Source organism: Saccharothrix sp. CCNWYY140, assembly GCF_037401995.1.
Taxonomy (GTDB): domain Bacteria; phylum Actinomycetota; class Actinomycetes; order Mycobacteriales; family Pseudonocardiaceae; genus Actinosynnema.
This window is the reverse complement of record NZ_JBBEGC010000021.1, coordinates 1-13,759: the sequence shown is the minus strand read 5'-3', so window position 1 is coordinate 13,759 and position 13,759 is coordinate 1. Positions and strand designations below refer to the sequence as shown.

15 protein-coding genes are annotated in these 13,759 nt (G+C 70.8%); 2 read left to right on the top strand and 13 right to left on the bottom strand.

Features of this window, described 5'->3' with window-relative positions; genetic code table 11:
* Positions 1–14: 14 nt before the first annotated feature.
* Both WBN91_RS13130 and WBN91_RS13125 read left to right on the top strand, forming a co-directional pair.
* Positions 15–560 (top strand): GNAT family N-acetyltransferase, encoded by a 546-nt coding sequence (locus WBN91_RS13130; protein ID WP_337725720.1) that lies wholly within the window; start codon positions 15–17, stop codon positions 558–560.
* A 30-nt stretch (positions 561–590) separates the two neighbouring features.
* Entirely contained in the window at positions 591–1,088 is a 498-nt protein-coding gene (locus WBN91_RS13125) for a hypothetical protein (RefSeq protein WP_337725764.1), read from the top strand.
* Here WBN91_RS13125 and WBN91_RS13120 read toward each other — a convergent pair.
* The 13 genes from WBN91_RS13120 to WBN91_RS13060 all read right to left on the bottom strand — a co-directional run bounded on the left by WBN91_RS13120 (position 1,036) and on the right by WBN91_RS13060 (position 13,455).
* Positions 1,036–1,419: a PRC-barrel domain-containing protein gene (locus tag WBN91_RS13120; protein WP_337725719.1), complete on the bottom strand. Its 384-nt coding sequence runs from the start codon at positions 1,417–1,419 to the stop codon at positions 1,036–1,038. The two genes, WBN91_RS13125 and WBN91_RS13120, sit on opposite strands and share 53 nt — an antisense overlap.
* Positions 1,420–1,673: 254 nt before the next feature.
* Entirely contained in the window at positions 1,674–2,129 is a 456-nt protein-coding gene (locus WBN91_RS13115) for a tetratricopeptide repeat protein (RefSeq protein WP_337725718.1), read from the bottom strand.
* Positions 2,126–2,881: a 4-hydroxy-tetrahydrodipicolinate reductase gene (gene dapB, locus WBN91_RS13110; protein WP_337725717.1), complete on the bottom strand. Its 756-nt coding sequence runs from the start codon at positions 2,879–2,881 to the stop codon at positions 2,126–2,128. The genes WBN91_RS13115 and dapB overlap by 4 nt, the downstream gene beginning before the upstream one ends.
* Positions 2,878–4,215: a M16 family metallopeptidase gene (locus WBN91_RS13105; RefSeq protein WP_337725763.1), complete on the bottom strand. Its 1,338-nt coding sequence runs from the start codon at positions 4,213–4,215 to the stop codon at positions 2,878–2,880. Before WBN91_RS13105 ends, dapB begins: the two co-directional genes overlap by 4 nt.
* A 65-nt stretch (positions 4,216–4,280) precedes the next feature.
* A complete protein-coding gene (locus WBN91_RS13100; protein WP_337725716.1) occupies positions 4,281–6,551 on the bottom strand; it encodes a polyribonucleotide nucleotidyltransferase in 2,271 nt (756 codons plus the stop codon).
* A gap of 260 nt (positions 6,552–6,811) precedes the next feature.
* Positions 6,812–7,081 (bottom strand): 30S ribosomal protein S15, encoded by a 270-nt coding sequence (gene rpsO, locus WBN91_RS13095; RefSeq protein WP_337725715.1) that lies wholly within the window; start codon positions 7,079–7,081, stop codon positions 6,812–6,814.
* A 117-nt stretch (positions 7,082–7,198) separates the two neighbouring features.
* Positions 7,199–7,675 carry a 2'-5' RNA ligase family protein gene (locus WBN91_RS13090; protein ID WP_337725714.1) on the bottom strand — a complete coding sequence of 159 codons (477 nt, stop codon included), beginning with the start codon at positions 7,673–7,675 and terminating at the stop codon, positions 7,199–7,201.
* A gap of 1 nt (position 7,676) precedes the next feature.
* Positions 7,677–8,162, bottom strand: a complete 486-nt coding sequence (locus WBN91_RS13085; RefSeq protein WP_337725713.1) for a helix-turn-helix domain-containing protein — start codon at positions 8,160–8,162, stop codon at positions 7,677–7,679.
* Between the two features lie 94 nt (positions 8,163–8,256).
* Positions 8,257–9,183, bottom strand: coding sequence for a bifunctional riboflavin kinase/FAD synthetase (locus WBN91_RS13080; RefSeq protein ID WP_337725712.1), 927 nt, complete (start codon positions 9,181–9,183; stop codon positions 8,257–8,259).
* Between the two features lie 42 nt (positions 9,184–9,225).
* The gene (locus WBN91_RS13075) at positions 9,226–9,738 is read right to left on the bottom strand and encodes a hypothetical protein (RefSeq protein ID WP_337725711.1); all 513 of its coding nucleotides are present in this window, start codon (positions 9,736–9,738) and stop codon (positions 9,226–9,228) included.
* Positions 9,739–9,839: 101 nt separating this feature from the next.
* The gene (gene truB, locus WBN91_RS13070; RefSeq protein ID WP_337725709.1) at positions 9,840–10,736 is read right to left on the bottom strand and encodes a tRNA pseudouridine(55) synthase TruB; all 897 of its coding nucleotides are present in this window, start codon (positions 10,734–10,736) and stop codon (positions 9,840–9,842) included.
* A gap of 11 nt (positions 10,737–10,747) precedes the next feature.
* Positions 10,748–12,067, bottom strand: a complete 1,320-nt coding sequence (locus WBN91_RS13065; RefSeq protein ID WP_337725708.1) for an MFS transporter — start codon at positions 12,065–12,067, stop codon at positions 10,748–10,750.
* Positions 12,068–12,156: 89 nt separating this feature from the next.
* Positions 12,157–13,455, bottom strand: coding sequence for an MATE family efflux transporter (locus WBN91_RS13060; RefSeq protein ID WP_337725707.1), 1,299 nt, complete (start codon positions 13,453–13,455; stop codon positions 12,157–12,159).
* Between the last annotated feature and the right edge of the window lie 304 nt (positions 13,456–13,759).

The following is a 13,759-nucleotide window of genomic DNA, read 5'->3' as shown; positions in this document are numbered from 1 at the left end:
ACTAGGGTTCTCGCATGGCCGACGCCGCAGTGCGGGCAGCGACGCCCGACGACGTCCGAGAGATCGCCCGCATCCACCGCGAGACCTGGCGCACCGCCTACCGCAGCCTCCTGCCCGACGAGGTCCTGGGCAGCCTGGGCGACACCACCCAGGCCTGGGCCGAAGCGGTGGAGGAGAACCAGGTGCTGGTCGCCACCGAGGGCGCCTGGCTGGTCGGCTACTGCGTGTCCGGCACCGCGCCGGAGGAGGAGGTCGCCCGGGCCGACGGCAGCCTGCCCGACGACGCCGCCACCACCGCCCTGGTCAGCATCCTCGTGGAACCCCGTTGGGGCAGAAGGGGACACGGCGGGCGCCTGCTGGCCACCGCCGCGAAGACCCTGCGTGACAAGGGGAACACGCGCGGTATCGCGTGGATCCCGGAAGCCGACCGCGCCTCCACGGCTTTCTACGCCAAAGCGGACTGGCCCGCCGACGGCACCGTGCGCACCCTGGACGCCGGAGGGCGACCGTTGCGCGAAATAAGGGTTTCCGGGGGGTTGACCCTACTGCTGGAGTCGTGAGGGGTTGCTAGCCTCGAACGGGTGTGGGCACTGCTGGGGTGGCTCGGCCTGACGTTCGGCGTGGCGTTCGGGTCGGCGATCATCCCCCTCATCAGCATCGAGGTCTTCGTCATCGGCCTCGTCACGCAGCAGCCCCACATCTCGTGGTGGTGGATCGGGCTGGCGGTCGCCGTGGGCCAGGTCCTGGGGAAGATGTTCTACTTCCTGGCCGCGAGGGGTTCGCTGCACCTGCCGGCGTTCATGCACCGCAGGCCGAAGTCGAAACAACCGTCCCCGCGCCGCGAGAAGTGGAAGGCGCGCCTGGACAGCATCAGGGACCGGTGCCACCGCCATCCCCATTGGATGTTCGGCACGCACGCGGTCAGCTCGGTGGTCGGCTTGCCGCCGTTCATGTTCACCACGGTGCTCGCGGGCCTGGCGGGCATGTCCTCGTGGCTGTTCATCACCACGGGCATGGTGGGCAGGTTCGCGAGGTTCAGCGTGCTCGCCGCGTCGCCCGGTCTGATGGCGGGTTGGCTGCTCCACTAGGCGCTCCACCGGGCCGGGCACGCCGCACCAGCCGCTGCTGGGGCGCGCTCAACCCGTAGTGGTCGTGCAGGCGGGCGTGGTCCACTTCGGACACCTCGGGTCCCACCGGAGGGGCGTCCTCGATCTCCCGCTTGTCGACCGGCACCACGACCCGCCGGTCCCGCACCTGAGCTCCGCGGATGGGCACGAGCTTGGTGGCGTGGTCGGTACGCACGGTCGCCCACAAGGGACGCCCGCCGTCCATCCAGAGCTCCGCCACGGTGCCCACGCGTTCACCGTGGCGGTCGAGCAGGTCGCAGTCGTAGAGGCGGTCCACCGCTGTTCGGTCCATGTTCATGCGGCTACCCGTGTCCGACACTGATCGCACCCGGAACCACCCGGAGGAGTGACCCTCGAATGCCGAGCCCCGGCTCGGTCAGGTCAGCGCGACGGCCGCGCCCAGGGCGGCCACGATCAGCAGGCAAGCGACGGTCAGCCGCAGGTTCTGGCACACGTTCGACACGCCACCACGCTACTGACGACCCACCGGACAAACCAAGGCGATAGGCCGCAAACACCGGATGAAGTCTGTCTCACCCGAATGCTTCACGCCCGATTCTTCGGCACCTGGAATAGGTCGATGGCCTTCCGCATGGTCTCCCGCGCCCGTCCCCGGTCGCCGGCCAGGTCGTAGGCCTGAGCCAGCAGGAACCACCGCCGCCAGTCCTCCGGCGAGGCCTCCACCTCGGCCCGGCGCTCCTCGAACCACGCGTCGGCGGCGTCCCGGTCCACCCGGCCCGAGGGCCGGCGCGGCAACGACGACGTGTCCAGCAGCCCACCCTCGTCCGCCAGCACCCGCGCCATGCGCTCGGTGACGAACCCGAACCGCAGGTTCGTCCACGCCACCCACGCCCCGATCAGCGGCAGCACCAGCACGCCGAGCCCGAGCCCCACGCCGACCGGGTCGCCCGTGCCGATCAGCACGAACGCCCGGCCGCCGAGCAGCACGAAGTACACCGCCAGCGCGGCGGTGATCAGGAACGCGACAGTGCGGGTCTTCACAGGTCCATGTACTTGTCGAGCCCCACCGACAGACCCGGGTGGGCGGCCACCGAACGCACGCCCAGCAGCACACCGGGCATGAACGACGTCCGGTCCAGGGAGTCGTGACGCAGCGTCAACGTCTCCCCCTCCGTGCCGAACACGACCTCCTGGTGGGCGATCATCCCGGCGATCCGCAGCGAGTGCACCCGCACCCCGCCGACCACCGTGCCGCGCGCGCCACCAGCCTCGGACGTGGTCGCGTCGGGCATGTCGCCCAACCCGGCCGCCGCGCGCGCCTCCGAGATCAGCCGGGCCGTGTGGGCGGCCGTGCCGGAAGGGGCGTCCACCTTGCGCGGGTGGTGCAGCTCGATGACCTCGGCGGAGTCGTAGTACTTGGCGGCCAGTTCCGCGAACCGCATGGACAGCACGGCGCCGATGGCGAAGTTGGGCGCGATCAGCACGCCGACCGACGTCCCGGTGAGCCACTCCGACACCGAAGCCAGCCGCTCCTCCGAGAACCCGGACGTGCCGACCACCGCGTGGATCCCGTTCGCGATGCAGAACCGCAGGTTGTCCATCACCACGTCGGGGTTGGTGAAGTCGACGACGACCTCGACCCCGGCGTCCACCAACGCCTGCAACGAGTCGCCCGCGTCGACGGTGGCCACGACCTCCGCGTCGGGAGCCGCCTCCACCGCACGGCACACCTCCGACCCCATCCGACCCTGCGCGCCCAGCACGCCGACACGGATAGCAGAACGCTGACTCAAGAGATCACCTCGTGCACCTGGGACGGCAAATCGTCGGCGTGAGCGTAAGGTCCGACCACCGCGGCGGCGACAGGGCGTCGCAACAACTCCCGGGCCAGCGCGGCGACGTCCTCACCGGTCACCTCGTCGATCCGGGACAGCGTCTGCTCCACCGACAGGTAGTCGCCGTAGTTCAGCTCGCCCTTGCCGATCCGCGACATCCGCGAGCTGGTGTCCTCCAGCCCCAGCACCAGCCCACCGCGCAACTGGCCCTTGCCGCGCGTCACCTCGGCGTCGGTCAGCCCACCGGCCGCCACGACGGACAGCACGTCCCGCACGACCCCGGCGACGTCGCCGAGCCGGTCCGGCTGGCAGCCCGCGTACACCGACCACGTCCCGGTGTCGGCGTACAGGCCCACCGACGAGTACACCTGGTAGGCCAACCCGCGCCGCTCCCGGACCTCCTGGAACAGCCGCGACGACATCCCGCCGCCCAGCGCCGCGTTCAGCACGTTCAGCGCGAAGCGCCGCTCGTCGTGCCGGTCCAGCGCCCGCACGCCCAGCATCAGGTGCGCCTGCTCGGTGTCGTCGCTGTGCAGCACCAGCTTGCGCGACGACGCGATCCGCGCCCGCCCGGTCCGGGGCGCGACGGGCGTCCCGGTCCGCTCCAACCGGGACCCGATCTGCTTGCGCGCCAACCGCATCACGTGGTTGTGGTCGATGTTCCCGGCCACCGCCAACACCATCCGCGGCAGCGTGTAGCGGCGCTTGTAGAACCCGAACAGCGCGTCCCGGTCCATGTCCTGGATGGACCGCTCGGTGCCCAGCACGGACCGACCCAGCGCGTGCTCGCCGAGCAACGCGTCGAGGAAGGCGTCGTGCAGCAGGTCTTCCGGGTCGTCGTCGCGCATGGCGATCTCTTCGAGCACCACACCGCGCTCGGTCTCGAAGTCCTTGGGCTCGCACAGGGCCTCGAACACCACGTCGCACACGAGGTCCAGCGCCAGCGGCAGGTCCTCGTCCAGCACGTGCGCGTAGTAGCAGGTGTGCTCCTTGGCGGTGAACGCGTTGAGCTCGCCGCCGACGGCGTCGATCTCCTCCGCGATCGCCGCGGCCGTCCGGTTCGCGGTGCCCTTGAACAGCAGGTGCTCCAGGTAGTGCGCCGCGCCGGCGACCTCGGGCCGCTCGTCGCGGGACCCGACCTGCACCCACAGGCCGACCGACGCCGACCGCACGCCCGGGATCTGCTCGGTGATCACCCGCAGCCCGGACGGCAGCACGCTGCGCCGCACGGTCACGCCGGCGTCGCTGCTCTCCAGCAACCGGGTGCTGCCCGGTCGCTGGAGGTGCCCCAACTTGCCGCTAAGCGGACGGCCGCGAGTGCTCGAAGCACCCGCGGCCGTCCCGTCGACCCGTCCGGTCACTGCGCCGGGGCCTCCGCGGCCTCGGTGGCGGCACCCTCGGCCGGAGCCTCGGTGGCGGCGTCACCCGAAGGCGCGTCGGCCGGCTTCTCGGCGGCGTCGTCCTCGTTGACCAGCACCAGGCTGATCTTGCCGCGCTGGTCGATGTCCGCGATCTCGACGCGGAGCTTGTCGCCGACCTTGACGACGTCCTCGACCTTGCCGATGCGCTTGCCGTTGCCCAGCTTGGAGATGTGGATCAGGCCGTCCTTGCCCGGCAGCAGCGAGACGAACGCGCCGAACGCCGCGGTCTTCACCACGGTGCCCAGGAAGCGCTCGCCCACCTTCGGCAGCTGCGGGTTCGCGATGGCGTTGATCATGCCGATCGCGGCCTCGGCGGACGGGCCGTCCGCCGCGCCGACGTAGATCGTGCCGTCGTCCTCGATGGAGATGTCGGCGCCGGTCTGCTCGGTGATCGAGTTGATCATCTTGCCCTTGGGCCCGATGACCTCGCCGATCTTGTCGGTCGGGATCTTGACCGACGTGACGCGCGGCGCGAACGGGCTCATCTCGTCCGGGCGGTCGATGGCCTCGGCCATGACCTCCAGGATGGTCAGGCGCGCGTCGCGGGCCTGGCCCAGGGCCGCGCCCAGCACCTCGGACGGGATGCCGTCGAGCTTGGTGTCCAGCTGGAGCGCGGTGACGAACTCCTTGGTGCCGGCGACCTTGAAGTCCATGTCGCCGAACGCGTCCTCGGCGCCGAGGATGTCGGTCAACGCCACGTACTCGGTCTTGCCGTCGACCTCGTCGGACACCAGGCCCATCGCGATGCCCGACACCGGCGCCTTCAGCGGCACACCGGCGTTGAGCAGCGACATGGTGGACGCGCAGACCGAGCCCATCGACGTCGAGCCGTTGGAGCCCAGCGCCTCGGAGACCTGGCGGATCGCGTAGGGGAACTCGTCGCGCTTGGGCAGCACGGGCATCAGCGCCCGCTCGGCCAGCGCGCCGTGGCCGATCTCGCGCCGCTTCGGCGAACCGACGCGGCCGGTCTCACCGGTGGAGAACGGCGGGAAGTTGTAGTGGTGCAGGTAGCGCTTGTGCGTCTCGGGGGACAGCGAGTCGATCTGCTGCTCCATGCGCAGCATGTTCAGCGTGGTGACACCCAGGATCTGGGTCTCGCCGCGCTCGAACAGCGCCGAGCCGTGCGCCCGCGGGATGATCTCGACCTCGGCCGACAGCGACCGGATCTCGGTCAGGCCGCGGCCGTCGATGCGGACCTTGTCGCGCAGGATCCGCTGGCGCACCAGCTTCTTGGTCAGCGAGCGGAACGCGGCGCCGACCTCCTTCTCGCGGCCCTCGAACTGCTCGGCGAGCTTGTCCAGCACCGACGCCTTGATCTCGTCGAGCTTGGTCTCGCGCTCCTGCTTCGGGCCGATGGTCAGCGCCTGGGCCAGCTCGGCCGACGCCGCCGCCTCGACGGCCTCGAACGCGTCCGGCTGGTAGGCCGGGTAGGTCGGGAACTCGCCGGTGGCCTTCGCGGCGACCTGCGCGAGCTGCGCCTGGGCCTCGCACAGCACCTTGATGAACGGCTTGGCCGCCTCCAGGCCCGCCGCGACGACCTCCTCGGTCGGCGCCTGCGCGCCCTCGCCGATCAGGTCGATCACGTTCTCGGTGGCCTCGGCCTCGACCATCATGATCGCGACGTCGTCACCCACGACCCGGCCGGCGACGACCATGTCGAACACGGCCTTCTCCAGCTGCTCGTGGGTGGGGAACGCCACCCACTGGCCCTCGATCAGCGCCACCCGGACGCCGCCGATGGGGCCGGAGAACGGCAGGCCGGCCAGCTGCGTGGACGCGGACGCGGCGTTGATCGCCACCACGTCGTACAGGTCGGCCGGGTTCAGGCTCATCACCGTGATGACGACCTGGATCTCGTTGCGCAGACCGTCCACGAAGGACGGGCGCAGCGGCCGGTCGATCAGGCGGCAGGTCAGGATCGCGTCGGTCGACGGGCGACCCTCGCGGCGGAAGAACGAGCCGGGGATGCGGCCCGCGGCGTACATGCGCTCCTCGACGTCCACCGTGAGGGGGAAGAAGTCGAAGTGCTCCTTGGGGTGCTTCGACGCGGTCGTCGCCGACAGCAGCATGGTCTCGTCGTCCAGGTAGGCGACGACCGTGCCCGCGGCCTGGCGAGCCAGGCGACCGGTCTCGAAGCGGATGGTGCGGGTGCCGAAGCTCCCGTTGTCGATCACGGCGGAAGTCTCGTGGACCTCGGTGTCCGTCATGTGCAAATGCTCCTCGTCATGCGGGCCGCAGCGCGTACGGGCGCGGGGGCGCGGTTCGGACGAGGCCGGTCTTCGATCGAAGTCCCCTGGTTTTCGTCTTGTGCCAGGGGGCCACTACCGAGGACCGGCGAACTGTCGTCCCGTGCGCCGCGCGTGCGTTGCGTCCCTATCCTCTTTGTTCCGCGTTGTTCGGTTGTGCTGGTCGTGCCGTACTGCACCGAGGGGGAGCGACCGGTCCGGTCACTCCCCCTCGGCGGTGGTCACCGGCGCAGGCCGAGCCGCGAGATCAGCGACCGGTAGCGCTGGATGTCGACCTTCTGGAGGTAGTTGAGCAGCCGGCGGCGACGGCCGACCAGCAGCAGCAGACCACGACGCGAGTGGTGGTCGTGCTTGTGCTGCTTGAGGTGCTCGGTCAGGTCGGCGATGCGCTTGCTCAGCAGCGCGACCTGGGCCTCGGCGGAGCCGGTGTCCTTGTCGTGGACGCCGTACTCGGCGAGGATGGTCTTCTTCTGATCGGTGGTCAGTGCCACGTTCCTGCTACTCCTTGTACCCGGGTGATGTTCCGTGCGGCCCCCGTCGCCGGGGGTAGTCGGTCTTGGCCGCCACGGACCGCAGCCAGACCCAACTGTCGAGGTTACCAGTAGTCGCTAGTCCGGGGCGTTCGACGTGCTCAAGGGCACCCGGTCGAGCACCTCGTACCCCGTCGCGGGATCGCTGCGGACCAGCACCACCTCGCGCACGGTCCACTCACGACCGGTGAACTCCACGCGCGGCCAACGGGTCCGCCTGCCACGTGCCCGCGCCACCGTCAGATGTGGACGCCAGTCGTCGAGGTCCGCGCCGGCGGCCTCGGCGAGCGGTTCCAGCGGTCCCTCGACCCCCACCCACAGCACGCCGCGGAACGTCCCGGACCCGGCCAGCCGCACGGTCGGCGCGGCCAGCCCGTGGAAGGCGCGCAGCTGGTCGCCGGGCTCGGCGTCGTCGCCGTGGAAGCGGAGCGTGACGTGCAGGCGACCCGGCGCGGTCCACCGCAGCCCGGGGTGTTCGGCGCGGACCGGGGCCAGCGCCGCGGTCAGCTCCTCGACCACCTCGTCGGGCGGGAAGACGCCGGTGAACAGCCGCACGTCAGCCGTCGTGCCCCTTGCCCGCGCGGCGCAGCAGGTCGGCCAGCGCCGGGAAGTCGTCGCGCAGCATGTCGGCGGCCTGGGACAGCTCCCGCCGGTCGGCCACCCGGCGCAGGAACGGGAACACCACGCCCTCGTCGTCCGCGCCGTTCACCGGCAGCGAGTCGCGGCCGACCATCGGCTTGGAGTCGCGCACCTCGTCCAGGGCGCGCTGGAGGGCCTCCGGGGCGCCGGTGGCCACGTCCGGGGTGAGCACCTTGCGCTCGAGCATGATCATCCGCGCCAGCACGGACGGGTTGCCGATCTTGGCCCGGCGACCGCTCATGACCTGGCTGAGCATGGGTGCGCTGATCCCCAGCACGTCGGCGAGCTGGGCCTGGGAGACGTTGAAGGCGACCACCAACCGGCGCACCCGGTCCCCCAGAGGCTCCCCGTACCACTCGCGCTGCAACGCGAGGTTGCGCTGGACGATCTTGTGGTCCTCCACCTTCGCCTCTCCCCTGACCGGCTTGGACGTGACAGGCATCTTGCCAGGTGGACGGTTCGCGCACGGGCGGTTCCACCCTGCTGGCCCAAACCCCTCACGCCAGCAGCCCGCGGGTCTCCTCCACGTCCTTGTGCATCTGGACCAGCAACTCGTCGACGGTGTCGAACCTCTCCATGCCGCGCAGCCGCTCCACGAAGTCCAGCGCGACCCGCTGGCCGTAGAAGTCCTCGTCCACGTCGAGCACGAACGCCTCGACCCGCCGCTCCCGGCCGCTGAAGGTCGGGTTGGTGCCCACCGACACGGCCGCCTTGAGCCGTCGGCCGTCGGCGTGGATGAACCAGCAGGCGTAGACGCCGTCGGCCGGGACCGCGGCGAACCGGGTGGTGGACAGGTTCGCGGTGGGGAACCCGAGTTCCTTGCCGCGCCCGTCGCCGCGCACCACGATGCCCTCCAGCCGGTGCGGCCGGCCCAGCGCGTGCGCCGCGGCCTTCACGTCACCGGCGTCGATGCACGCCCGGATGTAGGTCGACGAGTACGTCACGCCGTCGTCGGTCACCAGGTCCGCCCCCTCGGTCACGAAACCGAACCGCTGCCCGAGCCGCCGCAGCAGGTCCACGTTGCCCAACGCCTTGCTGCCGAACGTGAAGTTCTCCCCCACCACGACGGCCGCCACGTGCAGCTGCTCCACCAGCACCTCGTGCACGAACTCGTCGGCCGGCATCCGCGACACCTCGAGGGTGAACGGGATGACGCAGAACACGTCCACGCCGAGCTGCTCGACCAGTTCGCTGCGGCGGCGCAGGGAGGTCAGCTGGGCGGGGTGGCTGCCGGGCCGGACGACCTCGGACGGGTGCGGGTCGAAGGTCATCAGCACGCACGGGACCTGCTTCTCGCGGGCGATCTCCACCGCCCGGCCGACGAGCGCCTGGTGCCCGCGGTGCACGCCGTCGAACACGCCGATCGTCACGACGCAGCGACCCCAGCCGCCCGGAAGGTGTTCCAGCCCTCGCCACCGTTGCACGGGGGAAGCCTAGCCGCGGGCGCCGTGCCACGAGGGGCGGACTCAGCGGTCCCGGTCGAGGCGCACGTCACGACCCGCCTGGTACACCGTGCCGCCGTCGTGGGCGGTGGCGCTCTGGTTGACGCTGTCGCCCTGGTTGAAGTCGCCGTGCAGGTAACCCACCTGGATGACCGGGCCGACGGTGTTGCCGCTGCTGTGGTTGTAGACCGTGCGCGGCGGCGCCGGCCGCTGCGGCGCTTGCTCCGGCTCGGGTTCGGCGTGCGGCGTCGGCTGAACGGCGGACGGCTGAGCCCCGGACGGCTGAGCCCCGGACGGCTGGGTGGCCGGCGGATCGGCGGCGGGCGGCGGGACGATCGCGGCGGCCCGGTGGGCGATCTCGCGGTGGCGCTGGTCGGCGCGCTGCGCGGCGACCCCGATCCCGACGCCGAGCGCGGTCAGCGCACCCACGGCCACCCAGGCCAGCGCGTTGTCCACCAGGTCGGTGGCCAGGTTGATGACCACCCCGGTGGCCGAGGTCACGACACCGGCCGCGGTGGGCCACACCCATCTCGCCATGCACCCACGGTAGTCGGCCGGTCGTGTCCCGAGTACCGCGATCGGCGGTTTGGCGGCAACACGTCCCCGCCCGCCGCCGATCTCACCCGGACGGCGGAACATCAGCTCGCCGGCGTGAGCACCACGAGCGGCTTGGCGATCGGACCCTCGTCCTTCGCCAGCGCCACCACGTGGCCGTCCGGGCCGAACACGCCGTAGGTGCCCTCCATGCCGCCCGCCGCCAGGCGCTGCCCGTGGGACAGCGCGACCGCCTCGCGCGGCGCGATCTCCCGGCGCGGGAACGCCTTGGCCACGGCCTCGTCCAGCGACAGCGACAGCCCCGGCTGGTCGGCGAGCTGGTCCAGGGTGCGCGCCACCCGCAGGTCGAACGGGCCGACGCGGGTGCGGCGCAGGGCGGCCAGGTGACCGCCGACGCCCAGGTCCGCCCCGAGGTCGCGGGCCAGCGCCCGGACGTAGGTGCCCGACGAGCACTCGACCATCACGTCCAGCTCGGTCGCGGACTCCTCGCGCCGGATCGCCAGCACGTCGAACCGGTGCACGGTCACCGGCCGCGCCGGGATCTCCACGGCCTCACCGGCCCGCACCCGTGCGTAGGCGCGCTTGCCGTCGATCTTGACCGCCGACACCGCGCTGGGCACCTGCTGGATGGGACCGGTCAGCTTCGCCACGCCCGCGCGGATCGCGTCCTCCGGCACCGCCGAAGCGTCCGAAGTGGACAGCACCTCGCCCTCGGCGTCGTCGGTGGTGGTGGCCGCGCCGAGCCGGATGGTGGACAGGTAGGCCTTGCTGTCCAGCGCCAGGTGGCCCAGCAGCTTCGTCGCCCGCTCCACGCCGAGCACGAGGACGCCGGTCGCCATCGGGTCGAGCGTGCCCGCGTGCCCGACCTTGCGGGTGCCGAGGATGCGGCGGACCTTCGCCACGACGTCGTGCGACGTCATGCCCTCGGGTTTGTCGACGACGACGAGACCTGGCTGCACAGCGGAAGTTGATGCGGACACGACCGGACATCTTAGGCCGACGCGAGCGCGTCCCAACGCCGGCGACGGATCTGCACCGGGACCTGCTCGCCCCGGTCCTCGGCGGCGAACACCGCGGCACGCGCCCGACGCCACCACACAGCCGTCCGCCACACGCCCACGACCAGCACGGCGACCACGGACAGGAACGCGATCCGGTAGGCCTGCGCGGCGGGCATCGCGGGCAGCAGGTCCAGCACCACGCCCACCACCAGGGCGGAGAACGTGACCGCGCCGAACCCGCCGACGTTGGCCACGCCGGTCGCCGTGGACACCCGGTGCAGCGGGTTGTAGTCGCGCACCAGCGCGAACGCCACGCCGGAGGCGGGGTTCCCGAACGCCATCACCGCGAACACCGCGTACAGCACGGGCGTCGGCAACACCCCGCCCGGCCAGCCCAACAGCACCGCCCAGCACACCAGGGCGGCGGCGAGGTAGCCACCCACGATCGGCATCCGCCACTCCGGCTTGCGCGCGATGACCGCGCCCATCATCGGCCCGGACGCGATCGCCACCAGCACCAGCACGCTCAGCACGGCGGAGGCCTGCGGCCGGCTCAGCCCCTGCGCCTCGACCAGGTACGGGAACCCCCACAGCAGGCCGAGCAGCGCGGGCGCGGACATGGACGTGAAGTGCACCCAGAACCCGAGCCGTGTGCCCGGCACCCGCCACGTCGAGGCGACCCGCTTGGCCACCGTCCGCAGCGGCACGGCCTCCGCCACCGGCGGCGTCACCCCTTCGGGCACCTCACGCACCCGCCACAGCACCACGGCCGCGTAGGCGGCCGTGGCGAGCCCGGCGGCGAGGAACGTGACGGTCCAGCCGGTGCCCTTGAGCAACAACGTCAGCGGGACGGTGGCCACCAGGTTGCCCGCACCACCCAAAGCGGCCGACAACGTCATCACCACGCTGAACTTGCGCGGCGGGAAGTGCGCGGCGGCCAGGCGCAACACGCTGACCCACGTCATCGCGTCCCCGACGCCGAGCACGGCCCGCGCGGCCAGCCCGAGGGGGTAGGACTCGGCGAGCGCGAACATGAGCTGCCCGGTGCCCATGAGCAGCGCGGCGGCGGTGAGCACGCGACGCGGCCCGAACCGGTCGACCAGCAGGCCGGTGGGAATCTGCATCAGGGCGTAGAGCCCGATCTGGAGCACGGTGAACGTGCCGAGGGCGGCCGGTCCGACGTGGAACCGGTCGGCGGCCTCCAGCCCGGCGACGCCGAGCGAGGTGCGGTGGAAGAGGGCGGCGACGTAGACGACGACGGCGGTGGACCAGATCAGCCACGCTTGCTTCGTGGCACGATCGACCGGCAAGACGTTCAGCTCCTCAGCGCGTTCCGTGCGGCGGCACCCCTTCCATCCCCAAACACTTGCCTAGTGTTAACGATTCCGGTACGTGGGTCTCACCACACCGCCCCCACCCGCGCCCACCTGCCCGAACGCGTCCGGAACAAGATCGTCACCAACCGCAGCACCATGAACGCGGACAGTCCCGCCCAGATGCCGGTCAGCCCCCACCCGAAGGCCAGCGACAACCAGATCAGCGGCAGGAACCCCAACGCCGCCGACAACAACGTGGCCGTCCTCAGGAACCCGGCGTCCCCCGCACCCAGCAGCACCCCGTCGAGCGCGAACACCACCCCGGCAACCGGCTGCAACGCCACGAAGAACCACCACGCATGCGGCACCTCGCTCAACACCCCGGGGTCGGACGTGAACAACCCCGGAACCACCCCAGCCAACGCCGCGAACACAACCCCCAGCACCACCCCGAACACCAGCCCATAACCCGTGATCTGCCAGGCGAACCTCTTGGCCTCCTCCGGCCGCTCCGCCCCCAGCGCCTGCCCCACGATCGCCTGAGCCGCGATGGCGAGCGAGTCCAACACCAACGCCAGGAACGTCCACAACTGCAACACGATCTGGTGCGCCCCCACCGCCGCCACCGACGTCCGAGCCGCCACCGAGGCCGCCGAGATGAAACAGGCCTGGAACGCCAGCCCCCGCAACACCAGGTCCCGTCCCAACCCAAGCTGCGCCCGCATCACCCGAACCTGAGGCCGAAGCGGCACCCCTTCAACCTTCAAGGCTCGAAAGAACAACCCAGCAGAAACAACCTGCGCGACCACATTGGCAACCGCGCTCCCTTCCAGCCCCCACCCTGCCCAGTACACCAGGACCGGACACAAGATCGCGGACAACCCGTTGCCCAACAACACGTACCGAAGCGGTCGAACGGTGTCCTCAACCCCACGCATCCACCCGTTGCCCGCCATAGTCACCAGGACGAACGGAGCCCCCAAAAGCGCAATCCGCAACCAGGCCACCGCCTGCCCAGCCACTTCGTCCCCACCCAACACCCGAGCAGCCGGCCAAGCCAAAGCCTGCCCCACAACCACCGCAAGCACCCCAACGGCCAACGCCAACCAGGTCGCCTGCACCCCTTCCTGAACAGCCTCCGCGCGCCGCCCAGCCCCGAACAGGCGAGCGGCCCGAGCGGTGGTCCCGTAGGAGAGAAAGGTCAACTGAGTGGCAACCTGCGTGAACAACACCCCACCCAGAGCCAACCCAGCCAAGGGCAACGCCCCAAGATGCCCCACCACAGCGGTGTCGACGAGCACGTAGAGCGGCTCAGCAGCCAACACCCCCAGCGCAGGCACCGCCAACCCCACAACCCGCTTGGCAGACACCCGCTCAGCCACAACACCCTCCTCCGGTCATCCCACCTTCTCACGCCCCAACGCCACTCCCACAAAATGGGACGCCTACATCCACACCCACCAGACCAACAGGCAGACAGGCAGACACTTCGCCCGAAGGGCGCGCTTTTCCTTTGGGCTCGCGCAGCAGACCACCCAACTTGGGCTTCTTCCGTCATCCCCGTATGGCCTGCCCGAAGGGCTACCACAGATTTCCCCGGGTGCAGCCAAAAGTTTTTGCGAGGAACGAGCAAAAAGTTTTAGCAGCACCCGGGGAAATCTGTGGTTGGCTCCGCCAGGCCATACG